Source organism: Labrys okinawensis (assembly GCF_002982075.1).
In the GTDB taxonomy this organism is placed as follows: domain Bacteria; phylum Pseudomonadota; class Alphaproteobacteria; order Rhizobiales; family Labraceae; genus Labrys; species Labrys okinawensis_A.
Genome location: NZ_PUEJ01000012.1, coordinates 69,510 through 94,715, shown reverse-complemented (window position 1 = coordinate 94,715; position 25,206 = coordinate 69,510). Strand labels below are relative to the sequence as shown.

19 protein-coding genes are annotated in these 25,206 nt (G+C 65.7%); 12 read left to right on the top strand and 7 right to left on the bottom strand.

The genetic code is table 11. The features are described from left to right. Nucleotides 1–109: 109 nt before the first annotated feature. The 8 genes from C5L14_RS25930 to C5L14_RS25895 all read left to right on the top strand — a co-directional run bounded on the left by C5L14_RS25930 (nt 110) and on the right by C5L14_RS25895 (nt 11,335). Entirely contained in the window at nt 110–1,627 is a 1,518-nt protein-coding gene (locus tag C5L14_RS25930) for a sugar ABC transporter ATP-binding protein (protein WP_105864954.1), read from the top strand. 4 nt (nt 1,628–1,631) lie between these two features. Continuing rightward, nucleotides 1,632–2,621, top strand: coding sequence for an ABC transporter permease (locus tag C5L14_RS25925; RefSeq protein WP_068285370.1), 990 nt, complete (start codon nt 1,632–1,634; stop codon nt 2,619–2,621). Between the two features lie 153 nt (nt 2,622–2,774). Then, complete coding sequence (locus C5L14_RS25920) at nt 2,775–3,923, top strand: glycerol dehydrogenase (protein ID WP_105864953.1); 1,149 nt, start codon at nt 2,775–2,777, stop codon at nt 3,921–3,923. A gap of 55 nt (nt 3,924–3,978) precedes the next feature. Then, a complete protein-coding gene (locus C5L14_RS25915) occupies nt 3,979–4,995 on the top strand; it encodes a galactitol-1-phosphate 5-dehydrogenase (RefSeq protein WP_105864952.1) in 1,017 nt (338 codons plus the stop codon). A 188-nt stretch (nt 4,996–5,183) separates the two neighbouring features. Further along, nucleotides 5,184–6,701, top strand: coding sequence for an FGGY-family carbohydrate kinase (locus C5L14_RS25910; protein WP_105864951.1), 1,518 nt, complete (start codon nt 5,184–5,186; stop codon nt 6,699–6,701). Continuing rightward, nucleotides 6,701–7,699: a sugar-binding transcriptional regulator gene (locus C5L14_RS25905; protein ID WP_245443592.1), complete on the top strand. Its 999-nt coding sequence runs from the start codon at nt 6,701–6,703 to the stop codon at nt 7,697–7,699. Before C5L14_RS25910 ends, C5L14_RS25905 begins: the two co-directional genes overlap by 1 nt. After that, nucleotides 7,692–8,753: a deoxyribose-phosphate aldolase gene (gene deoC / locus C5L14_RS25900; protein ID WP_105864950.1), complete on the top strand. Its 1,062-nt coding sequence runs from the start codon at nt 7,692–7,694 to the stop codon at nt 8,751–8,753. Before C5L14_RS25905 ends, deoC begins: the two co-directional genes overlap by 8 nt. Before the next feature lie 185 nt (nt 8,754–8,938). After that, the gene (locus C5L14_RS25895) at nt 8,939–11,335 is read left to right on the top strand and encodes an aldehyde dehydrogenase family protein (RefSeq protein WP_105864949.1); all 2,397 of its coding nucleotides are present in this window, start codon (nt 8,939–8,941) and stop codon (nt 11,333–11,335) included. An 85-nt stretch (nt 11,336–11,420) separates the two neighbouring features. Here C5L14_RS25895 and C5L14_RS25890 read toward each other — a convergent pair whose 3' ends face one another. The 5 genes from C5L14_RS25890 to C5L14_RS25870 form a co-directional block, all read right to left on the bottom strand. Further along, nucleotides 11,421–14,525 carry an ABC transporter transmembrane domain-containing protein gene (locus C5L14_RS25890; protein ID WP_105864948.1) on the bottom strand — a complete coding sequence of 1,035 codons (3,105 nt, stop codon included), beginning with the start codon at nt 14,523–14,525 and terminating at the stop codon, nt 11,421–11,423. A 201-nt stretch (nt 14,526–14,726) separates the two neighbouring features. Next, on the bottom strand, nt 14,727–15,503 hold the full coding sequence (locus tag C5L14_RS25885) for a winged helix-turn-helix domain-containing protein (RefSeq protein WP_181161333.1): 777 nt from the start codon (nt 15,501–15,503) through the stop codon (nt 14,727–14,729). A 263-nt stretch (nt 15,504–15,766) separates the two neighbouring features. Next, the gene (locus tag C5L14_RS25880; RefSeq protein WP_105864946.1) at nt 15,767–16,849 is read right to left on the bottom strand and encodes a helix-turn-helix transcriptional regulator; all 1,083 of its coding nucleotides are present in this window, start codon (nt 16,847–16,849) and stop codon (nt 15,767–15,769) included. Nucleotides 16,850–16,930: 81 nt separating this feature from the next. Continuing rightward, entirely contained in the window at nt 16,931–17,398 is a 468-nt protein-coding gene (locus tag C5L14_RS25875; protein ID WP_105864945.1) for a GNAT family N-acetyltransferase, read from the bottom strand. 28 nt (nt 17,399–17,426) lie between these two features. Beyond that, nucleotides 17,427–18,347, bottom strand: coding sequence for a LysR family transcriptional regulator (locus C5L14_RS25870; RefSeq protein WP_105864944.1), 921 nt, complete (start codon nt 18,345–18,347; stop codon nt 17,427–17,429). Nucleotides 18,348–18,587: 240 nt separating this feature from the next. Between C5L14_RS25870 and C5L14_RS25865 the strand changes: the two genes are divergently transcribed. After that, nucleotides 18,588–19,532, top strand: coding sequence for a ring-cleaving dioxygenase (locus C5L14_RS25865; protein WP_105864943.1), 945 nt, complete (start codon nt 18,588–18,590; stop codon nt 19,530–19,532). Between the two features lie 277 nt (nt 19,533–19,809). Next, nucleotides 19,810–20,181, top strand: a complete 372-nt coding sequence (locus tag C5L14_RS25860; RefSeq protein WP_105864942.1) for a cupin domain-containing protein — start codon at nt 19,810–19,812, stop codon at nt 20,179–20,181. Nucleotides 20,182–20,347: 166 nt separating this feature from the next. On the opposite strand, the gene C5L14_RS25855 is transcribed toward C5L14_RS25860, so the two are convergent. Both C5L14_RS25855 and C5L14_RS25850 read right to left on the bottom strand, forming a co-directional pair. After that, nucleotides 20,348–20,677: a GNAT family N-acetyltransferase gene (locus C5L14_RS25855; protein WP_105864941.1), complete on the bottom strand. Its 330-nt coding sequence runs from the start codon at nt 20,675–20,677 to the stop codon at nt 20,348–20,350. After that, on the bottom strand, nt 20,670–22,229 hold the full coding sequence (locus C5L14_RS25850; protein ID WP_105864940.1) for a VOC family protein: 1,560 nt from the start codon (nt 22,227–22,229) through the stop codon (nt 20,670–20,672). Before C5L14_RS25850 ends, C5L14_RS25855 begins: the two co-directional genes overlap by 8 nt. Before the next feature lie 204 nt (nt 22,230–22,433). Here C5L14_RS25850 and C5L14_RS25845 point away from each other — a divergent pair, with 204 nt between their 5' ends. Together C5L14_RS25845 and C5L14_RS25840 are read left to right on the top strand one after the other, a co-directional pair. Beyond that, nucleotides 22,434–23,369, top strand: a complete 936-nt coding sequence (locus tag C5L14_RS25845) for a pirin family protein (RefSeq protein WP_105864939.1) — start codon at nt 22,434–22,436, stop codon at nt 23,367–23,369. A 285-nt stretch (nt 23,370–23,654) separates the two neighbouring features. Then, the gene (locus tag C5L14_RS25840; RefSeq protein ID WP_105864938.1) at nt 23,655–25,088 is read left to right on the top strand and encodes an extracellular solute-binding protein; all 1,434 of its coding nucleotides are present in this window, start codon (nt 23,655–23,657) and stop codon (nt 25,086–25,088) included. The last annotated feature ends 118 nt before the right edge of the window (nt 25,089–25,206 follow it).

Below are 25,206 nucleotides of genomic sequence, written 5' to 3'. Positions count from 1 at the left end.
AGTCGCGTGTCTCCCCTCATCCGCCCCTTCGGGGCACCTTCTCCCGCAAGGGGAGAAGGACAGGCGCGCCGTTTTTCCTACTCGACGACTCCAAACCAGCGAGGACATCATGTCCGAACTCGCCAGGCTCACCGCCATAACCAAATCCTTCGGCGGCGTGCACGCCCTCAAGGGCGTCGATTTCGACGTCCAGAGTGGCGAGGTCCATGCCTTGCTCGGCGAGAACGGGGCCGGCAAGTCGACGCTGATGCGCGTGCTGGGCGGCGAACTCCAGCCGAGCAGCGGCGAGGTGAAGATCGCCGGCAGCCATGTCGATTTCCGTGATCCGCGCATGGCCAGGGCGCTCGGCATCGCGGTGATCCACCAGGAACTGGCGCTGGCCCCCGATCTGTCGGTGGCGGAGAACATCTTCCTGGGCGAATTGCCTGGCGTCTTCGCCGGGCCGGGGCTGAAGAAGCGCGCCGGCGAACTGATCAAGCGGCTCGGCTTCGATATCGATCCGGGCGAGCGCGTCGGCAATCTCGCCGTCGCCCATCAGCAGGTGGTCGAGATCGCCAAGGCGCTGTCGCGCGAGGTCAAGATCATCATTTTCGACGAGCCGACGGCTGTGCTTTCCGATCGGGATGCCGCGCGCCTGCACAAGGTCATCGCCGACCTCAGGGCCCATGGCGTCGGTGTCGTCTATATCTCCCATCGCCTCGAGGAGGTGATGCGCATCTCCGACCGCATGACGGTGATGAAGGACGGCCAGCTCGTCGGCACCGTCGCCGCCAAGGAGGTGAGCATCGACGACATCATCCGCATGATGGTCGGCCGCCCGCTCTCCGCCCTGTTCCCCGAGAGGGGAGAGCGCAAGATCGGCGAGGAAGTGGTCAGCGTCTCGGCCCTCCATGCCGGCCGCAAGGTCCGCAATGTCAGCCTGGCCGTGCGCGCCGGCGAAATCGTCGGCCTCGGCGGCCTGGTCGGCTCCGGCCGCACCGAGGTCGCCCGCCTGATTTTCGGCGCCGACAAGCCCGACAGCGGCGCCATCAAGCTCAAGGGCAAGCCGGTGCATTTCCGCTCGCCCCGCGACGCCGTCGCGGCGGGTGTCGGGCTGGTGCCCGAGGACCGCAAGCATCAGGGCGTCATCCTGGACAAGCCCATAAGGGTGAACGCCACCATGGCGCGGATGTCGTCGGTCACCACCGCGCTCGGCTTTCTGCGCCGGGGCCTGGAACGGCGCACCGTCAGCGAACTCGGCCAGAGCCTGCGCCTCAAGGCCGCCAGCGTCGAAGCGCCCGTCTCGAGCCTGTCGGGCGGCAACCAGCAGAAGGTGGTCCTGGCCAAGTGGTTCCATGCCGATGGCGATCTCATCATTCTCGACGAGCCGACCCGCGGCGTCGACGTCGGCGCCAAGACCGAGATCTACGCGCTGGTCAATCGCCTGGCGGAAGCCGGCAAGGCCGTGCTGGTGATCTCCTCCGAGCATCAGGAACTCTTCGGCCTGTGCGACCGCGTGCTGGTGATGCGCGAGGGCGAGATCCGCGGCGAACTCAAGCCGGACGACTACAGCGAGGAAAACCTGCTTTCCCTGGCCATGAGCGAGGGCGGACAGCCCGGCAAAACAATTCAAGCTGGAACGGTATAGGACAATGACAGCTCTCAGCGAGAACCGCGGCGACGGCAAGCGCGGCTATGATCTCGGCGCCCTGGTGCAGCGTTTCGCGACCCTCGGCATCTTCCTGGTCCTGGTCATCGTCGCCTCCCTGTGGACCGACAGCTTCCTGACCAAGAACAACATCCTGAACGTGCTGCGGCAGGTCGCCTCCGGGGCGGGCATCATGTCGGTGGGCATGCTGTTCGTCATCCTCACCCGCGGCATCGACCTTTCCGTCGGCTCGGTGCTGGCGCTGGGCTGCGTGCTGACCGCCTATTTCATCGCCAAGCTCGGCTATGGCGTCGGCGTCAGCATCGCCCTGGTGATCCTGTGCGGCGCCGCCTGCGGCCTCGCCGTCGGCTTCTTCGTCGCCTATATGCGCCTGCCCTCCTTCGTGATGTCGCTGGCCATGATGGCGATCGCCCGCTCGCTCTCCTTCATGATCTCGGAAGGGCGGCCGATCTCGATCGGTGACGGCGGCCAGGCCCTCGCGGACTTCGGCGCCGGCTACTGGCTCGGCATCCCGCAACCGGTCATCCTGATGTTCGCGGTGTTCATCGTCGGCGGCATCGTGCTGTCCTTCACGCGCTTCGGCCGCATCATCACCGCCATCGGCTCCAACGAGGAGGCCGTGCGGCTCTCCGGCATCGCGGTGCCGCGCTACATCCTCTCCGTCTATGTGATCTCCGGAGCGCTGGCCGGGCTCGCCGGCGTGATCTCCGCCAGCCGCACCACCATCGGCTCGGCCCAGGTCGGCGTCGGCATGGAGCTCAACGTCATCGCGGCGGTGGTAATCGGCGGCGCCAGCCTGATGGGCGGGCGCGGCGACGTGGTCAACACGCTGCTCGGCACGCTGGTGATGGGCATCATCGCCAACATCATGAACCTCGCCGGGGTGCCTGGCTACAGCCAGCAGCTCTACACCGGCCTGATCATCGTGGTGGCGATGCTGCTGCAATACGCCACCGGCACCCTGAAGCGATAGAACACGACCCGACGCGCTGCCGACTCCGTGCTGCGGACTCCGTTGACAGCGCGTCTCTTTTTGTCTAGTTTTTCACATAAATGATCATATTTCACAAATGTGAATATCGATCATTCACCGCCGCCGGGCGGTGCGACCCAGGGAATCCCTCCAATGGCTGCAACTCAAGGATGGCACAGCGCACAGGGCCGGGCCTTCGGCGGTCCGCTCAAATACATCCAGCGCGCCGGTGAAATCGGGCGCCTCGCCGATCATCTCACTCCGCTCGGCAGCAAGGCCTTCCTGCTCGTCGACGGCTTCGTCTTCGAGAAGCTCGGCGCCTCGATCCTCGCCTCGCTGGAGGGCAGCGGCCTCGGCCTCACCATGGAGAAGTTCAACGGCGAATGCTGCCGCGAGGAGATCGACCGGGTCACGGCCCTGGTGGCCGAAGCCAAGGCGGACATGGTCGTCGGCATCGGCGGCGGCAAGACGGCCGATACCGCCAAGCTGGCCGCGATCGCCAACAAGGCCCGCATCGCCATCGTGCCGACCATCGCCTCGACGGACGCGCCGACCAGCGCCATCGCGGTGACCTACACGCCGCAGGGCGTGTTCAAGGAATCCTTCATGCTGCCGCGCAATCCGGACGTGGTGGTGGTCGACAGCGCCCTGATCGCCAAGGCGCCGGTTCGCTTCCTGGTCGCCGGCATCGGCGACGCCCTCTCCACCTGGTTCGAAGCCCGCTCCAACCTGGAATCCCGCTCCGACAACTTCATCGCCGGCGGCTATCCCGCCCCGCTTGCCGGCATCGCCATCGCCAAGACCTGCCATGAAGTGCTGATGCGCGATGCCCTGGCGGCCAAGCTCGCGGTCGAGAAGGGTGCGCTGACGCCGGCTGTCGAGAACATCATCGAGGCCAATACGCTGTTGAGCGGCCTCGGCTTCGAGAATTGCGCCGTTTCCGCCGCCCACGGCATCCATGATGGCCTGACGGTGCTGGAGGAAAGCCACGGCTTCTTCCACGGCGAGAAGGTCGCCTTCGGCGTGCTCTGCCTGCTGATGCTGGAAGGACGTCCTCTCGCCGAGATCGAGGAAACCGCCCGCTTCTGCAGATCCCTGGGCCTGCCTACTACCCTCGCCGACCTCAGGCTCGGCAAGGCCTCCGCCGCGGACATCGAGCGCGTCGCCAAGGCGGCCCTCAAGGAGGGCTCGATCACCTGGCGGGTCGCCGTGCCCCTGTCGGTGGAGATCGTCCGCGACGCCATCATCGCCCTGGACGCCTTCACCTCCTCGCTCTTCGGTGCCGAGCGGCAGGCCCACTGACGGCCGCCGCTTCGCTTTTCCCGATTCCGCCATTCCCTATCCAAGGATTTTGACCATGCGCGCAGCCGTCATGTATTCGCCCGGTGACATTCGTCTCGAGGACGTTCCCAAGCCGGTCGCGGCAACCGGGGAGGTGCTGCTGCGCGTGGCGGCCGTCGGCGTATGCGGCTCGGACCTGCCGCGCATGCTCACCAAGGGCGCCCATCGCATGCCCATCATCTGCGGGCATGAATTCTCCGGCCATATCGCCGAGGTCGGCGCCGGCGTGACCGGTTTCGAGAAGGGCGAGCTCGTGGGCGTCGCCCCGCTCATTCCCTGCCGGGTCTGCGATCAATGCGCGACCGGCAATTTCTCGCGCTGCCGCAACTATGACTATTTCGGCAGCCGACGCGACGGCGCCTACACCGAATTCGTCTCGGTGCCCGTCGGCAACCTGCTCAAGGCCCCGGCCGACGCCGATCCCCGCGCCATCGCCATGACCGACCCGGCCTCGATCGCCCTCCACGCCGTCTGGAAGGCGCCGCCCACCATGGGCCAGCGCGGCGGCGTCATCGGTTGCGGCCCGATCGGCCTGTTCGCGATACAGTGGATGAAGCTGATGGGCTGCACGGAAGTCGTCGCCGTCGACGTCTCCGAGCAGAAGCTCGAACAGGCGCGCGAGGCGGGCGCCACCCACACCCAGCTGATCACCGATCCGCTGCCATCGGGGCTGAACTGCGACCTCATCGTCGAGGCGGCCGGCCATCCCTCCTCGATCAACTTCGCCGCCAAGCTGGCCGGCCCGGGCGGCCATGTCGTGTTCATCGGCATTCCCGTCGGCGAGGTCGCGCTGGAGAACCAGACCTTCCAGCACTTCCTGCGCCAGGAAGTGTCCCTGCACGGCGCCTGGAACTCCTTCGGCGCGCCCTTCCCCGGCAAGCAGTGGACGGTGTCCCTCGACGCTCTCGCCACCGGCGAGCTCAAATGGCAATTCATGATCACCCATGAGCTCACGCTCGAGGAACTGCCCGGCATGTTCGAGAGCTTCAAGCGCAAGAACGAGTTCTTCTCCAAGGTGATGTTCAGGCCGTAGACTAAGTTCCTTCTCCCCTTGCGGGTGTCGTCAACTCCCTTGAGTTGACTAGAGGTCCCGGCAGGGGGATGAGGGGTGTCGGCGGATACCCGGCAAGCGCGCGGCTCCCCCCTCATCCGGCACTTCGTGCCACCTTCTCCCGCAAGGGGAGAAGGAAGTCGCCCCATTTCCGGCAATCGGGAGGTCCCATGCCACGTCTTCTCGGCCTGGATTTCGGCACCGGCGGCATCAGGGTCGGCGTGTTCGACCTCGACAGCCGCACGATGCTCGGTGAGCGGGAGGTCCAATACGCCACCCGACACCCCCATCCGGGCTGGGCGGAACAATCGCCGACCGAGTGGTGGGAGGCGCTGGGCCGGGCCAGCCGCGGGCTGATGCGCGATCTCGGCTCGCCCGTCATCGACGGCGTCTGCGCCGCGACCACGGCCTCGACCGTGGTGGCGTGCAAGCGGGACGGGACGCCGCTCCGCCCCGCCCTCCTGTGGATGGACTGCCGGGCCGCCGACGAAGCGGCGCGAACCGCGCGCTCGCAGCACCCCGTGCTGGCCTATGCCGGCGGCAGCGATGCGGCCGAATGGCTGGTGCCCAAGGCGATGTGGCTGTCGCGCCATGAGCCGGACGTCTATGCGAGCGCCGAGATCATCTGCGAGTGCCTCGACTACATCAATTTCAAGCTGACGGGCCTGTGGGTCGGCTCACGCATGAACGCGACCTGCAAGTGGAATTACGATTCCGTTACCCGCCGCTTCCCGGACGAGCTCTACGCCGAATTCGGCATTCCCGACCTCGCCACGAAACTGCCAGGCGACATCAAGGCGGTGGGCATGCCGATCGCCCCTGTCAGCGCCGCTGCGGCCGAGCATCTCGGCCTTGCCAACCGGCCCATCCTCGCCCAGGGCGGCATCGACGCGCACACCGGCATCGCGGGTGCCGGCACGCTGCGGCCGGGCGAACATCTGCTGATCGGGGGCACCTCGATCGTCCATCTCTTCCAGCTCGCGGCCGAAGCGCCGGTCACCGGCTTCTGGGGTCCTTATCCCCATGCCCTGGTCGACGATTACTGGCTGGTGGAAGCCGGCCAGGTTTCGGCCGGCTCGGTGATGTCCTGGTATGCGCGTGACATGTTCGGGCTCGACCAGCAGGAGCGAGCCGCCCTGGTAGGGGAAGCGAGCGCCCTGCCCGTCGGCGGCACCGGGCTGCTGACGCTCGATTATTTCATGGGCAACCGCACGCCCTATCGCGACCCCCTGCTGCGCGGCGCCGTGCTGGGCCTCGCCCTCAGCCATACCCGGGCGGACCTTTATCGCTCCGCCGTCGAAGCGGTGGCGCTGGGTTCGGCAAACGTGTTCCGCCGCATCCAGGAGCTCGGCATCGCCTGCAACCGCATCGTCTCTTCCGGCGGCTATGCCAAGAATCCGCTGTGGCTAAGGGCTACGGTCGACGCCATGGGCATGCCCGTCGAACTCCTCGGCCAGACCAATCTCACCCTCGTCGGCACGGCCGCCTCGGCCGCCACCGGCGCCGGCCTGTTCGGCGATCTCTTCGCCGCGGCGGATGCGGTGGCCCAGCCGGTCACCCTGGTCGAGCCCGACCTCGCCGCCCATGCCCGCTATGGTGAATTGCTGCAGGATTATCTTGAAGCAACGGAGCTTCTTGCGCCACTCTCGCGCAAGCTGGCATCCAGACAGCTTGAAGGATCGCGTTGATGAGTGTCGGCAATCTCGACCATGACGTCCAGTTCAGGACGATGTCCGGCGAGCAGCGCGAGCTCCTGATGATCCAGGTCGCCAAGCGCTACTACGAGCTCGACATGACCATGGGCGACCTGGCCAAGGAGCTCAACCTCACACGCTGGCAGGCGAGCCGCCTTTTGAGCGAGGCACGCGAGGCGGGCATCGTGCGCATCGAGATCGTGCCGCGGGCGCCGCGTTCTCCCGACATCGAGTCCCGGCTGCAGCGGCGCTGGAATTTGAAGGAAGCCGTCGTTGTCCCCAACAATGGCGAGGAGGACGAAGGCCTCCTGCTCGATGCCGTGGCGCAGGCCGCCGCGCGCATGCTCGCCGGGCTCGGCAAGGTGCCGCTGATCGGTGTTTCCTGGGGCCGGACCATGAGCGCGGTGGCCCACCGCCTGCCGCCCTTCTGGAACGAAGGCGTGGAAGTGGTGCTGCTCAACGGCGCCATGAACATCCGCTCGCCCTCGGTACGCACCAACAACACCGCCGAGCTCTTCGCCCGCTCGGCCAATGGCACGGCAACCCTGCTGCCGGTGCCGGCCATTCTCGGCCATGCTGCCACCCGCGTGGCGCTGGAGCAGGACCCCACCATCGCCAGCGTGCTGGAGCTCGCCCGCCAGGCCCCGGTGATCTGCTTCGGCATGGGCACGATCAGCCCCGATTCCGTCCTGGTGCAATCGGGTTTCGTCACCGAGGCGGAAACCGCGGCGCTCAAGGCGAAAGGCGCCGTCGGCGACATCCTCAGCCGCTATATCGATGCCTATGGCAATATCGTGGATGCCGACATCGATGCCCGAACCATCGGCCTGGACCTGCGTTATTGCCGGGAGCGCAAATTCTCGATCGGCGTCGCTGCCGGCAAGTCCAAACAGCCCGTCACCCTTGCCTGCCTCCGGGCCGGCTATGTCAATGTGCTCGTCACCGATGAAGAGACGGCACGTTTCCTCCTGGATGAAAGCCACCATGGATAAGACCGACAAAGGCACGCCGGCTGCCTCCAAAAAGCCTGCTCCGGCCGCCCCGGCCCTCAGCGTGGTGCCCACCGGCTCCGCCCTCATCGTGTCGGGTCAGGGGGCCCATGCCCGTAATCCCGGCACGGCCCTCAAGCCGGAATGGTTCGAGGCGATCGAGGTCAATCTCAGCGCCACCGAACGCCGGGCCGCAACTCTCGGCGGGCGCCGCACGGTGAAGAAGGAATACCAGGCCGCCTGGCTGGTGAAGGCGGTTCAGTGCATCGACCTCACAACTCTGGCCGGCGACGACACGCCCGGCCGCGTCCATCGCCTCGCCCTGAAGGCGCGCCGCCCTATCCGCGAGGATATCGTTGAAGCCCTCGGCCTCGCCGATGCGCCGCCCACGGTGGGAGCCGTGTGCGTCTATCCCACCATGGTCGCCCCCGCCGTCAAGGCGCTCGCCGGCTCCGGCATTCCCGTCGCCTCGGTGGCGACCGGCTTTCCCGCCGGCCTCACCCCCCTGCCCCAGCGCCTCGCCGAAATCCGCTACGCGGTGGACCAGGGGGCCCAGGAGATCGACATCGTCATCAACCGCGCCCAGGTACTGACGCAGGACTGGAACGCCCTCTATGACGAAATCCGCGCCATGCGCGAGGCCTGCGGCGAAGCCCATCTCAAGGCCATTCTCGCCACCGGCGACCTCAAGACGTTGCGCAACGTCTACAAGGCCTCGATGGTCGCGATGATGGCGGGCTCCGATTTCATCAAGACCTCCACCGGCAAGGAGGACGTCAACGCCACCCTGCCCGTCAGCCTCACCATGATCCGCGCCTTGCGCGACTATGGCGAGTTCACCGGCGAGGCGGTCGGCTTCAAGCCGGCCGGCGGCCTGAGGACGGCCAAGGATGCCCTCGCCTGGCTGGCCCTGATGAAGGAAGAGCTCGGCCGCCCCTGGCTGGAACCCAACCTTTTCCGCATCGGAGCCTCCTCGATGCTCGCCGACATCGAGCGCCAGCTCGAGCATTTCGTAACCGGGCGCTATTCGGCGCTGACACATCACGCTCTGGCTTGATTTCTCACCCTCCCCTGGAGGGGGAGGGTCGGTCCGCAGGACCGGGGTGGGGTGACTTCCCCCCTCGCCTGCCGGCACCACACGATCAATGTCTTAACCATTTTTCACCCCACCCCGACGCTTCGCGTCGACCCTCCCCTCCAGGGGAGGGTGATACAGCCCTCTCCGGCTGGAGGAACACGCCGATGCCCACCGTAAAGGAAATTCTGCAAACCATGGACTATGGTCCTGCGCCCGAAGCCGACAATCACGTGACGGCGTGGCTCGCCAGCCACGAAAAGGGCTTCAAGCACTTCATCGGCGGTTCCTTCGTCGCCTCCAAGGGCAAGGACACCTTCGAGGTGGTCAATCCTGCCCGGGACACCCTGCTCGCCAAGGTGGCCGCCGGCACGGCCGAGGATGTCGATGCCGCCGTCAAGGCCGCGCGCAAGGCGTTTCCCGCCTGGTCGGCGTTGCCGGGCCATGAGCGCGCCCGTTATCTCTATGCCATCGCCCGCCATATCCAGAAGCGCGAGCGCTTCCTCTCCGTGCTGGAGACTCTGGACAACGGCAAGCCGATCCGTGAGAGCCGCGACATCGACATTCCCCTGGTCGCCCGGCATTTCTATCACCATGCCGGCTGGGCCGAGCTGGTCGAGACCGAATTCGCCGGCTACGGCCCGGTTGGCGTCTGCGGGCAGATCATTCCCTGGAACTTCCCGCTCCTGATGCTGGCTTGGAAGATCGCCCCGGCTCTGGCCGCCGGCAACACGGTGGTGCTCAAGCCCGCCGAGTTCACCCCGCTGACGGCGCTGGCCTTCGCCGAGATCTGCCGCGAAGCCGGCCTGCCGGATGGCGTGGTCAACATCGTCACCGGCGACGGCGCCACGGGTGCGGCCCTCGTCGCCCACCCGGATGTCGACAAGATCGCCTTCACAGGTTCCACCGAAGTCGGCCGCCTTATTCGCCAGGCCACGGCGGGCTCAGGCAAGAAGCTCTCGCTGGAACTCGGCGGCAAATCGCCCTTCATCGTCTATGAGGATGCCGATCTCGACGGCGCCGTGGAAGGCGTCGTCGATGCGATCTGGTTCAACCAGGGCCAGGTCTGCTGTGCCGGCTCGCGCCTGCTCATCCAGGAAGGCATCGCCGAGCGCTTCCTCGGCAAGCTGCGCCGCCGCATGGAGACGCTGCGCGTCGGCGATCCTCTCGACAAGTCCGTCGATATGGGCGCGATCGTCGCGCCGGTGCAGCTCCAGCGCATCCAGGCCCTCGTCAAGAAGGGCGAAGAGGAAGGCGGCACGCTCTGGCAGGCCGATTGCGCGCTGCCGGCCAAGGGCAACTTCTTCCCGCCCTCGATCTTCATCGATGTGGAACCGTCCTCCACGGTGTCGGAGGTCGAGATCTTCGGCCCTGTCGCCGTGGCAATGACCTTCCGCACGCCCGACGAAGCGGTCCAGCTCGCCAACCACACCCGCTACGGCCTCGCCGCCTCGATCTGGTCGGAGAATATCAACCGCGCCCTCGACACCGCCGCGCGCATGAAGGCCGGGGTTGTCTGGGTCAACTCCACCAATCTGTTCGACGCCGCCGCCGGCTTCGGCGGCTATCGCGAGAGCGGCTTCGGCCGCGAGGGCGGCCGCGAAGGCCTCTATGAATATCTCAAGCCCGACTGGGAGAAATCCCTGCCGGCTGCCGAGGACAGCAAGGCCGCCGCGCTGGGCGTCGCCCCAGCCGAAGCGCCTGCCGTCACCGGTCTGCCCAGCATCGACCGTACCGCCAAATTGTTCGTCGGCGGCAAGCAGGCCCGCCCGGATTCTGGCTACAGCTACACGGTCAAGAGCACAGCCGGCGCCACGCTCGGCCAGGCGGGCCTCGGCAATCGGAAGGACATCCGCAACGCGGTCGAAGCGGCGACCAAGGCGGGCGGCTGGGGCGCCGCCACGGCGCATAACCGCGCCCAGGTGCTCTATTACATCGCCGAGAACCTGTCGGCCCGCGCCGCCGAGTTCGAGCAGCGCCTCGTCAGCTACGGCCACAGCGCCAAGGCGGCCAAGGCGGAGGTGGAGAAGGCGGTCAGGCGCATCTTCTACTACGCCGCCCAGGCCGACAAATATGACGGCCGCGTGCATTCCACCCGCTCGCGCAATGTGACGCTGGCGATGAACGAGCCGTTCGGCGTGGTCGGCATCCTCTGCCCGGACGAGGCGCCGCTGCTCGGCTTCGTCTCGCTGGTGCTGCCGGCGATCGCCATGGGCAACCGCGTCGTCGTGGTGCCCTCGCCGGCCTTCCCGCTGGCGGCAACCGACTTCTACCAGATCCTGGAGACCTCGGACGTGCCGGCCGGCGTGATCAACATCGTCACCGGCGCGCGCGACGAGCTCGCCAAGACCCTGGCCGAGCACGACGACGTCGACGCCCTCTGGTATCACGGCTCCAAGAGCGGCGCCGCTTCTGCCGAGAAGGCCTCCGCCGGCAACCTCAAGGCGACCTGGACCAATCAGGGCCGCGCCATCGACTGGCTTAGGGATGCGCAGGCCCAGGGCGCCGACTATCTGCGCCATGCCACCCAGGTGAAGAACATCTGGGTGCCCTACGGCGAATAGGGCTGCACCAAGACAGGCAGCGCGATTTCGGCGAGAGGGAGTGAACGACTCCCTCTCAACTTTTCCGGAGAACGCCCGAGCACTCTTATGGCCGATCGGCGGCGATCTCACCGGGTTGCTTAGGCTTGTAGGCGCCCTTGGTGATCACCTCCTCGCCGACCTCGACCAGGTGATGACCGACGGTGCGCAGAAGATGCAGCGCGACGGTGATGTCGCTTTCGACGATGTCGAGGAATTCGCGCGTGCCGATGCGCAGGCCGGTCAGATCGGCCGTCGCGATCATCGATACCATGCGCGTCTGGCCGAGGATGACGGCGAGGTCGCCGATCAGGCGTCCGGGCAGGATGGTATCGATCAATTCCTCCTCGCCCAGCGAATTGAGCCAGCGCAGCTCGGCGCTGCCGGAGGCGACGACATAGGCGCCATCGGGTACCTCGCCGGTGCGGAAGACATAGTCGCCGGCTTTCGTCGACATCCAGCGCGAGGCATAGGCGAGCAGCTCGATCTGGCTGCGCTTGAGGCCACGGAAGCTCTCCACCGCCGAGAGCACCTCGACCTTGGCCTGCAGATCGCCCGAAATCGAGGCGTGATAGGCCGGTGCCGGTGGACGGCTGGCCCCATTGATCAGGCGGCCGTCGCGGATGGTGACCACCAGGTCGAAATCCTCGCTCTGGGCGATCTGCGGCTCCAGCACGATGATGGTGCTCTCGGGCAGCAGGGCCCGGAGCCTGAGCCAGATGGCGCGGCGGTCCGCTTCCGAGGCGCTCGCCATGGCGTGATCGAGCAAGACGAGATCGGGCCGGCGGATCAGGGCCCGGCCGAGACCGATGCGCTCGCGCACCGCCGGCGAGAGATTGGTGCCGGCGATCGCCGTGCGCACTTCCCCCACCAGCAGGCGCAGGGCGCCGGCCAGGCCGTGCGCCTCCACCACGGCCATCAGCACGTGATGGATCTGCCGGCGGGTCGCCTCCGACGGCGCCACGAACAGGCCGAACACCAGGTTCTCCAGCACGGTCAGGTCGTAATTATAGGCGCCGGCCTCGATCGACGAGAAAGTCCCACCGGCCAGCTCCCTCAGACGCGCGCCGTGGCGAGCACGCGCGGCTACGATGGCGGCTGCGAGTTCGGCGGGAAAATCGGTGCCGAGATCGCTCGGCGCGATGTTGAAGAGCAGCGACAGCAGCGTGGCACGTTCGGCGGCGCTCATGCCAGCGACATCGCGGGCCTGCTCCTTGGATGCGACCGATCTCAGGCGCTCGAACAGCTCGGGGCCGATGGTGGTGAAGCGGCGCAGCAGCGGATGCCGCGGCCCGACTTCGCCGAAGGCCCTGACCAGCGTCGATGCGAGGTCGATCGAGAAGGCCAGGAGCTGCTCGGCAATGTCGAGACTGGCGATTTCGGCCAGGAGAGCTTCACCTGGATGACTCGATTCGGTCTCGCCATGATGATGGACGCCGTAGAGCAGGTTCTCGCCGATGGTCAGGCCGGGATTGATGGCGCCGGGCTCGAAACGGTCGATCTGTCCGGCGAGCCCATCCGCCTCCAGGCGCCGCGCCACTGCCTCCCTGAGGGCGAGGACGCGGCCGGCGAGATCGTCATGCTGACCCGAGACAAGATAGCCGTCGAGGGCACGATCGAGCAGCATTTCCGAACGGCCGATCACCTCGATGACGTCGAGCCACCAGGCATCGACCTCGCTCTCGTCCTTGAAACCGACGAGCCCGCCGTCACCCCAGGCAATGTCGAGCCGATCGGGGCTGTTGGCGGTCTCCGTCGCTTCGGCCAGGGCCTTGGCGACCTCGCCTGAGGGCTCGTCGGACGGCCGGGGTTCGAGGTAGAGCGGCATCCTGGTGTTCTGGGCGATCGTGCCGCGAAACAGATAGGGCGTGCTGTTGGCGACGCCGATGCGCGCAGCCAGGACGGCCGGGCTGACGCCGGCGAGGTCGAGGTCCGATATGGCCACCTGCCCGGCGCTCGGCGGCGAGGCGCCCGAGAAGAGGTCGCACAGGGCCCGCCGCACCAGCATGTCCGCACTCTGGATGGCGACGAGCGACCCGCCGGGAATGAGGAGGTCGACCTGGTCGAGCAGGGGCACCCCGCCAAGCCCCGCCACGGTGACGTCGCGCAGATGGATGGCGCCGTTCAGGCGCGGAACATCGGCATCCGCCACCGCCGGGGCGGGTGCATCGGGCACTTCGAACTGTTCCAGGAGGGCGTCATAACGCGACGAGGCCTCCTGGGCCTGGTTCCAATAGGTCAGCAATTCGCGCCAGGGATCGGCGATGTCGCGGGAAGCGGCCAGCGCCGCGATCAAGGCGCCGACGCTGAGCTGGCCATGGATGACCAGATAGCCGCCGATCAGGAAGAACAGGAAGGGGGTGAGCTGCGTGATCGAGTTGTTGACGAACTTGATCAGGAATTTGCGCTCGAAAATGCGCAGCCGGATCGTATAGAGCTCACCCAGCTGCCGGCTGAACTCGGCGAGACGGTAGCGCAAGCCGCCATTCTGCCTGAGATCGGCCACCCCGGCGACGCTCTCCCCGATGCGCTCCGACAGAGCCCGCACCCGGCTGACACGCTGGTGATGCAGCCTGTTCACATAGCGCTGCATGCGCGGGATCAGATAGGCCTGCACCGGGATGAGGCCGATGCCGGCAATGCCGAGCCAGACATTCTGAAGAAAGAGGAAGGCGACGATGGTCAGGATCTGGCCCGCCTGGAACACCGGCTGGGCGAAGGCATCGCCCATCACGCCGCTCAACGGCTCCGCCTCGGCGGTGACCATCGAAACGACTTCCCCCTGCGAGACGGTGTCGAAGCGCTGCAAGGGAAAACGCAGCACCTGCGCGATCAGCTTGTAGCGCAGCCGCCGGATCAGCCTCTCGCCGATGACGCCCCGATAGATGCTGAGCTGCATCTTGATGACGCCATTGGCCAAGGTGCAGACCAGAAAGGCCAGGCACAGCACCACGAGAAGCGTGGTCTGGTCGAGATGCAGGCCCAGATGGTTGAGCGGTGTGACATGCCCCTGAAGCGCTCCGTTCAGGATATATTTCGGCAATTCCAGGGAAAGATACAGCACTGGAAAGGAAGCCACGGTGGCGGCCAGCAACATGAGCTGATGCCGTTTGCTGTGCCGCCAGACGAAGGAAAACAGCCCGGATCTGTCCGGATCGCCATTGCTGGACAAAAGTCGCCTCCCGCCCGTTGCGAGATCCCCACATCTTCATGTGTGACTACAACCCACAATAGCAAGCCGCCGGCAGGCGAAAAGCGCTAGAGCAAAGCGCGTTCAAGCATGAACGCTTATTTGCTCCAGCTCATTGTTCCGACGCGTCTTGGCGATTCCTGGTGACTCCGTCTAATCGCAAAACGCTATAACGCGAGACTGTCACCACATATGCAGGGACGTCGTGCCCTGCGCCGTGCCGTGCCAGGAGGCCGTCTCGATATTGAAAACGAGCGCACTGACCACTTGCCTGGCGACGTTCTGGTGGAACGCCATGACGTTTTCGGCCTTGAGGAAGAAGGATTGCGTCAGCAGGCGGCGTCCCGATCGGGCATCGGACAGCGTCACGACGACATTGAGATGCGGCTCGCCGGTCATGACCTGGCCCTCGACCAGATAGTCGACCCCGGCGGCCGTCCTGGGTGAAGGCCTGCGCCGCGCCGGGGTCTGCACCACGATCACGCGCGAATTGGCGATCGCGCCCCTGATTTCCTGTACGATGGTGTCGAAAGCGGGCTTCAACCCGCCATCCACGCCGCGCAGACTGAACGGCATCACCGCGACCTTGGGCTCCGCCGCGCCGGCATCGAGATCGAAGTCGTCGGGCACCCGTTCCGGCGTGTCGGCAAGGCTGCCGGACGGCAGATACATGTATCCCCGCCCAGGCACGGTGTGGATGATGCGGTGCTCTTCGTCGCCAACGCTCTGGCGTGCATCGCGAATGCAGCGCAACAGAGCCCCCTCGGTGACCACTGCGTGCGGCCAGACCGCCGCGAACAATTCGTCCTTGCGAACGACCCTTCCGGCATTGCGGGCAAGATAGCTCAGCAATTTGAAGGTCCTGGAACGCACCGGCACGCGTGCACCGGCCTTGCGCAATGTACCTCGGCTGAGATCCAGAACGGATTCGCCGAGCCTGAATGTCAGCTCCTGATCCATGTCTCTACTCTCTCGGCAGTGGGTCCGGCGGGGTTTGCCCCGCTCCATCTGTGGTGCCGCCGAAAAGCGCAGGAGGATCTGCAGGGAGCCTCCGGCTGTCTCAGCCGCCGCTCCAGTTTCGCTATTCCTGTCGGAGAAACATCATCAAAACAGATGAGAAGCAGCCGGATTTCTTGCGATCAAGGTGCTCATCGAGAGCAAAGCGCCGATCGACATGATCGCACCCGGCGGGCAGGGTAGCGCAATTCCCCAGCCCCCGGACATCACGCCATGCGCGGCAGCGGCGCCAGGCCGGCCAGCAGGGCGACCACCTCGGCCTGGCGGCTGCAGCCGGTCTTTTCCAGGACGCCGCGCACCTGCGTGCGCACCGTGTTCGGCGTCACCCCGCTATGCTGGGCAATGTCCTCGACGCTGTCGCCCGTGGCGAGGCTGCGGGCAACGCGGGCCTCTGCCGGCGTGAGGTCGAAGAGGGACTGCACCAGTTCCACCGGCGGCGCCTGCGGCGCGGTCACCGGCGTCAGGATCAGCGTCGCCGCGCTGCTGACGAAAATGTCGCGCGCGCTCAGGCGGATCGGCACGATATGGGCGACCATGGCCTCCGTCTCCCCGCGCACCGGGAAGGAGCGCACGCTCGCGCCATGCGGCTGATCGATGGTGACGATGGCGTCGCGCAGGAGCTTGTCGGCCGCCCGATCGACGAAGGAAACGCCGTCGAAGGCGCGCCAATGCACGAACGCGCCGAGATCCTCGATCAGGCTGTTGGCGGCCAGCACCTTGCCCATCCGGTCGAGCACCAGCGCCGGCAGGCCGAGAGCGGCCAGGGTCTGGCTGGCAACGCGCGCCCGCTCGAGCTGCAGGCGGGCAGTCATCAGGGCACTGCGGGCCAGATGGGGGCGCAATATGTCGAAACGGTCGACTAGGCTCCGCTCGGCCGGTCCCTGCGCCAGCCAGCGCGTGAACAGCAGCAGCAGCATTTCCCGCGTCGGCAGTTCCACCGTGGTCACGATCATCGAGCCAATGCCCGAGGGGCGCCAGAAATCGCGATAAAGCGGCTCCCGTTCGAGCTCCATCTCGGTCATGATGTCCCGCTCGGTGATGAAACCCGCGCGCGAGGATGCCAGCACACGCGAAAGGCCGTGGCCACGCTGGGCAAAACCACCCGCCAGCGCCGCCTTGGCCCTCTCCCGGGCGCCTGGCGAGGCCGTGAGCATGGTGGCGTCCTTGCCGAAGACATAGAGGCTGCCGCCCGCGCCCGCCGTCATGCGCGAGAGCGTGTCCAGCGTGCCCGGCCATTGCTCCGGCACGAAGGCACATTCGTAGATCCGATCGACCAGTTGCTGATCCATGACGGCTTCCTCTCGAAAGCAACGCCTGCATTATTCCAGATCACGCCGTCAATTCATCAGAAAAATATCGATTTCTTTCCTTTAATCCGCAAGTCTCAACTCGAAAAACACCTGATCGCGTAAGACTATACCATCAACCGTGAGGCCGTCGGGGTAACCCGTCTCCGGCCGGAAGGCATCCGGCACGATCCGGGTCATGCGAAAGCCCCTGCGCTGGTAGAAGCGCAGATTGCCGATATCGGCCGTGGCCGTCGAGACGACCAGGGAACGGGCGCGCCGCTCCCGGCTGAAGGCGACAGCCGCCTCGACCAGGTCTCGCCCGATGCCCCTGCCGCGATGCTCGGCCAGCACCGCCAGGCTCTTGAGCTCGAGCACGCCGGGTTCGTCTGTCGCGATGATCTGCACATGGCCGATGATCGCGCCCTCCCGGCGGGCCACCAGCACGTCGCCCAATCCGACATAGACGGCGATCTGAAGCGGTGAATCATCGGCCAGGCCGAACAAGGCCTGCAGGGCGTCACGCGGCCCCTCATACCGTTCTATCGTCATGGGGCATATCCACAGGCGGGATCGGGCATCATCGCACCGGTTCGCGCAGCCAGTCCGGCACCTCGCCGAAACCTTCGACCAGGTGATCGACGATCGCCCGCAGCTTGCGCGGCATCGGCTTGACGGGCGGCCAGACCGCGGCGATCGGCAAGGGCAGCGGCGGATGGTCGGGGAGCAGGGCGACGAGGCGGCCATCGGCCAGGGCCTCATGGGCGATGAACATCGGCAGCAGGGCCAGCCCCAGGCCGGCGATCGCCATGTCGCGCATCACCTCGCCATTATTGGCGGCGATCCGCCCGCGCATCGGCACGCCGACGACACCGCCGGCCCCGTCGGCCAACTGCCAGACCTGGGTCGCCTGCAGGTTGCGATAGCCGATCGCGGGGTGATCCGGCAGGCTGGCCAGGTCCTTCGGCGCCCCCCGCCGCTCCAGATAATCGGGGCTGGCGCAGACCACCCGCGGATCGTCGCAGAGCTTGCGGGCGATCAGGCCGGAATCCGACATCTGGCCGATGCGCACGGCAAGGTCGAAGCCGCCGCGCACCAGGTCGACGAAGCGATCCTCATAGTCGATCACCAGCTCGAGGTCGGGATGCCGCAGGGCGAAGGCTGCCAGCAACGGGCTGAGATGACGGATGCCGAAGCTCATCGGCGCCGAGATGGCGAGTGAACCGCGCAGGCCCGCCATGCCCCAGGCCACGCTCTCGACCGCATTGGTCATCTCGGCCAGGGCCGGCCGCAGCCGCACCGCCAGTTCAGCCGCCGTCTCATTGGCGAGAATGCGCCCGGCATGACGCTGGAACAAGGGCGCGCCCAGAGCCAGCTCCAGATCGGCGATGCGCTTGCTGACCACCGATTTCGACAGGTTCGCCCGCGCCGCCGCGCCGGAAACCGTGCCAGTCTCCATCACGTCCAAAAAGGTCTTGATCTCGTCGATGGTCCATTTCATGGCGGCAATCTGGATTGGTGTGCCGATCTCCCTACCGCCATCAAGTGATGGAGTGTGATCGGCACATTGGAGCTAGGAATGCCGATCTGGAGATCGGCACACCAATTGCCTAGCCCGTCTCCATGGTCTTTCCAAGCCCAGCTGTTCGAAATCTTCGAACGCAGCGTGTGCAAGGATCAAGCTACACGGCCCGACCGTTCGCGCCGATATTGCGGGCAACGTAACACGAAGGAGGCTGCCATGCAGCTCACCGGCATCCATCATCTCACCGCAATCACCGCGAATGCCCCGGCCAACAAGCGCTTCTACACCGACACGCTCGGCCTGAGACTGGTCAAGAAGACCGTCAACCAGGACGACACCAGCGCCTATCACCTGTTCTACGCCGATGGCGAAGCCACGCCCGGCAGCGACCTCACCTTCTTCGACTGGCCGGTCGCACCCGAACGCCGCGGCACCCATTCGATCAGCCGCACCGGCCTGCGCGTTTCCGGCGAGGACAGTCTGAACTATTGGGCGGCCCGCCTGAAGGATCTGGGCGTGACCGCCGGCGATGTCGGCCTGATCGACGGCCGGGCCAGCCTCGAATTCGAAGATCCCGAAGGCCAGCGCTTCAGGCTGGTGGACGATGGCGGCAACGGCGCCCTGCATCCCTGGAGCCGCAGCCCCGTGCCGACTGAACACCAGATCAGGGGCCTTGGCCCGATCACCATCTCGGTGCCGAAGAAGGAGCCCACGGATGCCGTGCTCACCCGCGTGCTCAACATGAAGGAGGAGCGCGACTATGCTTCGCCCGACGGCGAGGGCCGTGTACATGTCTACCGCATGGGCGAAGGCGGCGCTGCCGCCGAGCTGCATGTCGCCGTGCAGCCGGGGCTCGGCACGGCCCGCCAAGGCGCCGGCGCCGTGCATCACGTCGCCTTCCGCACCCCTGACGTGGCGGCGATCCATGCCTGGACCGAACGCCTCGGCCAGTTCGGCATTCCGAGCTCGGGCGAAGTGGAACGCTACTATTTCCGCTCGCTCTACTTCCGCGAGCCCGGCGGCAATCTCTTCGAGATCGCCACCGATGGTCCCGGTTTCGCCGTCGATGAGCCGCTGGAGAGCCTGGGCGAGCGCCTGTCGCTGCCGCCCTTCCTCGAAGGTCGCCGCGCCGCCATCGAAGCCGGCCTGCAGCCCCTGTAATATCGGCCACAACCATAGTCCAACCAACGCAAGGCCAGCGCCGGGTATCCCCCGGCGCTGGTTTCTTGTTGGAGGCAAGCCTGAAGCGTTTTGCGATTTGATGGAATCACCAAGAATCGCAAAGACGTGTCGAAACAGGAAGTTAGAGCAAATGGGCATTCGCGCTTGAACGCGCTTTGCTCTAGAAACCGCACCGCGGCGGAAGCGCACAATCGTTCAAGATCGCAGCCGCAGCAGGCTCCATAAGTCGCATCCTTCGAGAACGGAGCAAGGCACCATGGAAACCACGCCCAAGGCGATCAACTTCGCCGAGAAAATCGCAACGATCGGCGATTTCTGGCAGCCCCGCGTGATTGCCGAAATGAACGACTACCAGTTCAAGCTGGTGCGAATCGAGGGGGATTTCATCTGGCACGATCATCCTGAAACGGACGAGACCTTCATCGTCCTCAGCGGCCGGCTGCGCATCGATTTTCGTCATGGCGCCGTCGTGATCGGGCCCGGCGAGATGGCCGTGGTGCCCAAGGGCATGGAGCACAAGCCCTACGCGGAAAGCGAGGTCCATCTCCTGCTGATCGAACCGCGCGGCACGCTCAACACCGGTCATGAAGGCGGCGAGCGCACGGCGCAGAACGACGTCTGGGCTTGAGATTGCGGCGCGGTTGCGCGGAGCTGGCGCCCACACGGCAAGCAGCGGGGCAGGTCACTGCTGCACCGGTCATCCCGTGCGCGATGCGGCACCTAGTGCTGCACTACGTCCGGGATGACCTCGCAGGCAATTGCCGTAGCGCTTGATCGCCTCCACATGAGGCTGTCTACGCCCCTGCAGGCGGGTCCTCGCCCGGTGCCAGGGTCATCACGTCGGCCCAGTCGGGGTGCTTGCGATATTGCGCTCGCACATAGGGGCAGAGCGGCAGGATGCGCGAGCCGTTCCGGCGTGCGTCCTCCACCATGTAGGCCACCAGGGCGGCGGCAGCGCCGGTGCCGCGCATCGTCTCGGGAGCGCCGGTGTGGTCTGCGCTGATCAACCCGGCCGCGTGCCTGGTGAAGACGAGCTCGGCCTCCCCTTCCACGCCGTCGATGCGTGCGACATAGCGCCCACGCGGCTCGGCAAGTTCCTCACGACGAATGTCGATCTCAGCCATTGCGGCCTCCCTTGTTGGTTTCGAGCCATTGACGTGCCTCCGACAGGTCGGCGGGCGACAATTCATGGCCTGCGTCGATATTGTGAGCGGTGACCTCGGCGCCCTGTTCCCTAAGCCAGGCCTCGAGCCGCGGCGCTTCCTGCCCAAAGGGGTCGCGCGCACCGGTCAGCATCAGGGCCTGCGTTCCGGACAGATCGGCCTGCGGCAAGCTTTCGAGCACCGGCATCGCCCGCAGCAGAATGGCCCGCCTGATGACGCCGGGATGCAACCCCATCATGGCGGCGATGAAGTTGGCACCGTTGGAATAGCCGAGGAAGGTCAGGCGGGCGGGATCGAGCCCATAACCCGTCACGGCCCCTTCGACGAAAGCCGCGAAGGCCTTCGCCTCGAAGGCGATGTCGGCCTGATCGAACTTCGTCATCCCAAAGCGCCGAAACCAGCGCAGCACGCCTTCCTCGTGGCTGCGCCCACGCACGCCCAGCAAGGTCGCATGGGGCGCGATCCGACTGACCGGCGGCATCAGATCAGCCTCGTTGCCACCGGTCCCATGCAGCAGGATCACGGTGCTGCCGTCGGGCTGGTCCGGCGTGAAGAAGCGATGCACGAAGGGAAGATCCCGGTGCGGCAGTCGCGGCTCTCCCGGCAGGGAGAATTGCGGCAGCATGGCTTTCAGATCCTCGGCCCGCCCGGCATCCCCAGGCGGCACGAACAGGCGCTCGCCGAGACGATCGGCTTCCTCGTCGATGGCAAAACCCGGACCATCCGTCGCCACTTCGATCAAGGTGCCGCCGGGCTCGCGCACATAGAGCGAGGTGAAGTAGTTGCGATCGTGGAAATTGGTCGGCGATGAGTTGAGACGCGACAGCGCAGTCTCGTGCTTGCGCACCTCAGCCACGTCCGCCGCACGAAAGGCGACATGATCGGCCGTGCCGGTGCCCGGAGCACCCGGCACATAGCCCGAGGCATCGCGGATATCGACGGCATCCGTATCCGACAGCAGACGCTGGACATTGCCCTCGCGCGGCCCGGGCCGATAGCCAAAACGCGTGACGAAGGCTGCCGTCTCCTCAGGCTGGTCGGTCAGCAGGGTCACGGCACGCAGGCGCCGCGGCGCGATCGCCTCGCTGCCCCAGGGCGCGGCAGCGGGCAGGTCGGCGCCCACCAGCTTGACGATGACACCATCGGGATCCTTGAGCCGGAGAACGGATTCGCCGAACTCCTGCGACGGACCCGTCATCGGCACGCCATGGCTGAGCGCCCGCGTCATCCAATCGCCGATGCTGGCCGAAGGCACGGCAAGGGCGATCTCGGCAACCTGGCCATTGCCGACACGACCCGGAGCGCCGTCCTCCCAGACCAGGAAGGTGACGATGGAGCCGGGAGAACCGAGACGGTCGCCATAGAAAAGATGGAGCTGCTCGGCGTCTTCATAGCCGCCCGTGCGTTTGACCAGGCCCAGGCCGAGGAAACCGACATAGAAATCGACATTGGCCTGCACGTTGCGGGTCATCAGGGTGACGTGGTGGATGCCGCTTGCGGCAATTGCCGTCATGATCGCTTCTCGTCTCTACGCCAGTCGATAGTCCCAACCTCGCATGATCGTTTGTGTTCGTCCAAGCCGCCGATGACGAACTCGGCGTTCGCGGTTGCCGAACGGCAAAAAGGTTTTGGCCGGATGGCTCCCTGTTTATGGTGAGCCATGGGCCGCCCGAGCAGAGTTTGAGATCTTGCGGCCGACAACGCCCCGGAGGATCGAATGAGCTGGAACCCTGCCCTGACACCCGGCTGCCCCGATGCGATCGGCATCGACGCGATCGAAACCCTGATCGTGCCGCGTTCGCGCGATCTCGGCGGCTTCGAGGTGCGTCGCGCCCTGCCCGCCCCCAAGCGCCAGATGGTGGGGCCCTTCATTTTCTTCGACCAGGCGGGTCCGGCCGAGTTCCTGACCGGCCAGGGCGTCGACGTCCGCCCGCATCCCCATATCGGCCTGGGCACCGTCACCTATCTCTATCGCGGCGATTTCCACCATCGCGACAGCCTGGGCACCGACCAGGTCATCCATCCCGGCGCCCTGAACTGGATGGTGGCCGGGCGCGGGGTCACCCATTCCGAGCGGACCTCGGCGGAAGCCCGCCGCGGCCCCAACAGCCTGTTCGGCATCCAGACCTGGATCGCCCTGCCGGAAACCCATGAGGACATGGCGCCGATGTTCGAGCATCACGGCAAGGAGACTTTGCCGGTGATCGAAAGCGAAGGGGTCAGCGTGAAGCTGATCCTGGGCAATGCCTATGGCGAGAAAGCGCCGGCGACAATGTTCTCGGAAACCTTCTATGGCGATGTCGTCCTCGCCCCCCGTGCCAGGCTGCCCATGCCGGATAATCATGAGGATCGCGGTCTCTACATCACGCAAGGCTCCGTCACCATCGCCGGCCAGGATTTCGCTGCCGGACAGATGATGGTCTTCCGTCCCGGTGACGCCATCACCGTTGCGGCCGGCGACCAGGGTGCCCGCCTGATGATCCTGGGCGGCGCCACGCTGGGCGGGCCGCGCTATATCTGGTGGAACTTCGTCGCCTCATCGAAGGAACGCATCGAAGAAGCCAAGGCGCAATGGCAAGCCAAGAAGTGGGGCCAAGGCCTGTTCGATCTGCCGCCGGACGATCGGGCCGAATATATTCCTCTACCCGACTGATACCAGACTGAGGCTGCATCCGGGGGCGGGTCGGAAGACCCGCCCCCGGACGGCGCTGGCACTCTGCGAGGAACCTTCTTCATCATATGGAGAAGGTTCGTCATTTTTTGGGGATGACTTTGCGCAAGATTCCTCATATAAGTTGACGTTGCGCGTGACCTTGCCGATTGACTCAGTTTGTGGAAATGCGCAACAAAATGAAGGGCGCCCTCAAGACGTGGCTCAGGCGCCTGTCCCGTCGCCACGCGGGCAATAAGAAACAAGCCATTTCCAGGGAGAAACCAGATGTACAGGAAGATAGGAGCCGGCCTCGCCGCGCTGACGGTCAGCGTCCTGCTCGCCACCACCTCCGCCTACGCCGATTTTTGGTCCGATGCCTCCAAGGACCTGCAGGGTGTCACCATCCACGGCATTTCGGAAAGCACGCCGCCCTCGAATTATGTGAAGAATGTGCTGGGCCCCGCCTTCACCAAGGCCACCGGCATCAAGGTGGAGTTCGAAGCCACCTCCTGGGACCAGATGTACGACAAGGCGATCAAGGACATGGAGGCCAAGACCGGCGTCTATGACTTCGTCTATATCGAACAGGATATCATCTACAGCTATCTCGCCCGCAACTTCCTGGTCGACATCACCAAGACCCTCGCCGACAAGCCGGCGCTGAAGGCGCCGGACTATGATCCCGCGAAGTTCACCACCTTCGCCAACTACTTCAAGGACGAGAAGGGCGACCTCTACGGCGTGCCGATGGAGGCCTTCATCAAGATCTACCTCTATCGCAAGGATCTGTTCGACGATCCGGCGGTGAAGGAAGCCTACAAGAAGAAGACCGGCAAGGATCTCGCGCCCGCCAAGACCCATGAGGACTACAAGGCCATCGCCGATTTCTTCACCGAATGGGGCAAGGACAAGGGCGAGGAATTGTGGGGCTCGACGGTGCAGGCCAATACCGGCCACCCCGCTTCCTGGTACGAGTTCTTCGAAAGCGTCGCGCCGACCTTCGGCGTCTATAATTGGGGCATCGACGCTTCCAAGAACTATGCCGCCACCGTCGCCAATGGCGGCTCGATGAACAGCCCCGAAGCCAAGAAGGCCCTGGAATACTGGCTGAGCCTGCTGCCGGACGCGCCGCCCGAATCCACCGCCAGCACCTGGGACGAAGTGGCCGCCACCTTCGCGGCCGGCCGCGCCGCCCAGGGCCTGGTCTATGGCGAGAACGCCGCCTGGATCGCCACCGATGCCGCCAAGTCCAAAGTCGTGGGCAAGGTCGGTGTGGCGCTGCCCCCGACCTCCCCCGGCGTGATCGAAGCCGCGGAAGCCGGCAAGGGTTATATCGGCTATTATGACGGCGGCGCATTCGGCATCTCCTATGCCTCCAAGAACAAGGAAGCCGCCCTGCTCTTCCTGCAATATATCGCCCAGGAGAGTGTCCAGGCCGATTGGGCCGTCGCCGGTTCGCGCATCACCCACACCGCGACCTATGACGATCCCAAGGTGAAGGCGCAGGACGAGAAGACCAACGGCTACTATTCGCTGATGAAGAAGGACGGCAAGCTCTTTGCCGGTGCCCCGCCCTACCCCTTCCACGCCCAGGTGCGTGAAGCGACCGCCTCGATCTTCTACAAGGCCATCACGGGCGACCTTTCGGCCTCCGACGCCCTCGACCAGATGGCCGCCACGACGGAAGCCGAACTCAAGAAGCTCGGCTATCGCAAGTAAGGACGCTGCCGACCTCCGTTCGTATAGTCATCCCGGACGCACTGCAGCGCCAAGCGCTGCGGTGCAGGTCCGGGATCGCATGACGATAAAGCGCATATTTCCGAACGGTTCCGCGTCT

What these genes read in the sequence shown, in the direction of transcription:
- C5L14_RS25930 (WP_105864954.1), top strand. Translation starts at nt 110, where the DNA reads ATGTCCGAACTCGCCAGGCTCACCGCCATAACCAAATCCTTCGGCGGC.
- C5L14_RS25925 (WP_068285370.1), top strand. Translation starts at nt 1,632, where the DNA reads ATGACAGCTCTCAGCGAGAACCGCGGCGACGGCAAGCGCGGCTATGAT.
- C5L14_RS25920 (WP_105864953.1), top strand. Translation starts at nt 2,775, where the DNA reads ATGGCTGCAACTCAAGGATGGCACAGCGCACAGGGCCGGGCCTTCGGC.
- C5L14_RS25915 (WP_105864952.1), top strand. Translation starts at nt 3,979, where the DNA reads ATGCGCGCAGCCGTCATGTATTCGCCCGGTGACATTCGTCTCGAGGAC.
- C5L14_RS25910 (WP_105864951.1), top strand. Translation starts at nt 5,184, where the DNA reads ATGCCACGTCTTCTCGGCCTGGATTTCGGCACCGGCGGCATCAGGGTC.
- C5L14_RS25905 (WP_245443592.1), top strand. Translation starts at nt 6,701, where the DNA reads ATGAGTGTCGGCAATCTCGACCATGACGTCCAGTTCAGGACGATGTCC.
- deoC (WP_105864950.1), top strand. Translation starts at nt 7,692, where the DNA reads ATGGATAAGACCGACAAAGGCACGCCGGCTGCCTCCAAAAAGCCTGCT.
- C5L14_RS25895 (WP_105864949.1), top strand. Translation starts at nt 8,939, where the DNA reads ATGCCCACCGTAAAGGAAATTCTGCAAACCATGGACTATGGTCCTGCG.
- C5L14_RS25885 (WP_181161333.1), bottom strand. Translation starts at nt 15,503, where the DNA reads ATGGATCAGGAGCTGACATTCAGGCTCGGCGAATCCGTTCTGGATCTC.
- C5L14_RS25880 (WP_105864946.1), bottom strand. Translation starts at nt 16,849, where the DNA reads ATGGATCAGCAACTGGTCGATCGGATCTACGAATGTGCCTTCGTGCCG.
- C5L14_RS25875 (WP_105864945.1), bottom strand. Translation starts at nt 17,398, where the DNA reads ATGACGATAGAACGGTATGAGGGGCCGCGTGACGCCCTGCAGGCCTTG.
- C5L14_RS25870 (WP_105864944.1), bottom strand. Translation starts at nt 18,347, where the DNA reads ATGAAATGGACCATCGACGAGATCAAGACCTTTTTGGACGTGATGGAG.
- C5L14_RS25865 (WP_105864943.1), top strand. Translation starts at nt 18,588, where the DNA reads ATGCAGCTCACCGGCATCCATCATCTCACCGCAATCACCGCGAATGCC.
- C5L14_RS25860 (WP_105864942.1), top strand. Translation starts at nt 19,810, where the DNA reads ATGGAAACCACGCCCAAGGCGATCAACTTCGCCGAGAAAATCGCAACG.
- C5L14_RS25855 (WP_105864941.1), bottom strand. Translation starts at nt 20,677, where the DNA reads ATGGCTGAGATCGACATTCGTCGTGAGGAACTTGCCGAGCCGCGTGGG.
- C5L14_RS25850 (WP_105864940.1), bottom strand. Translation starts at nt 22,229, where the DNA reads ATGACGGCAATTGCCGCAAGCGGCATCCACCACGTCACCCTGATGACC.
- C5L14_RS25845 (WP_105864939.1), top strand. Translation starts at nt 22,434, where the DNA reads ATGAGCTGGAACCCTGCCCTGACACCCGGCTGCCCCGATGCGATCGGC.
- C5L14_RS25840 (WP_105864938.1), top strand. Translation starts at nt 23,655, where the DNA reads ATGTACAGGAAGATAGGAGCCGGCCTCGCCGCGCTGACGGTCAGCGTC.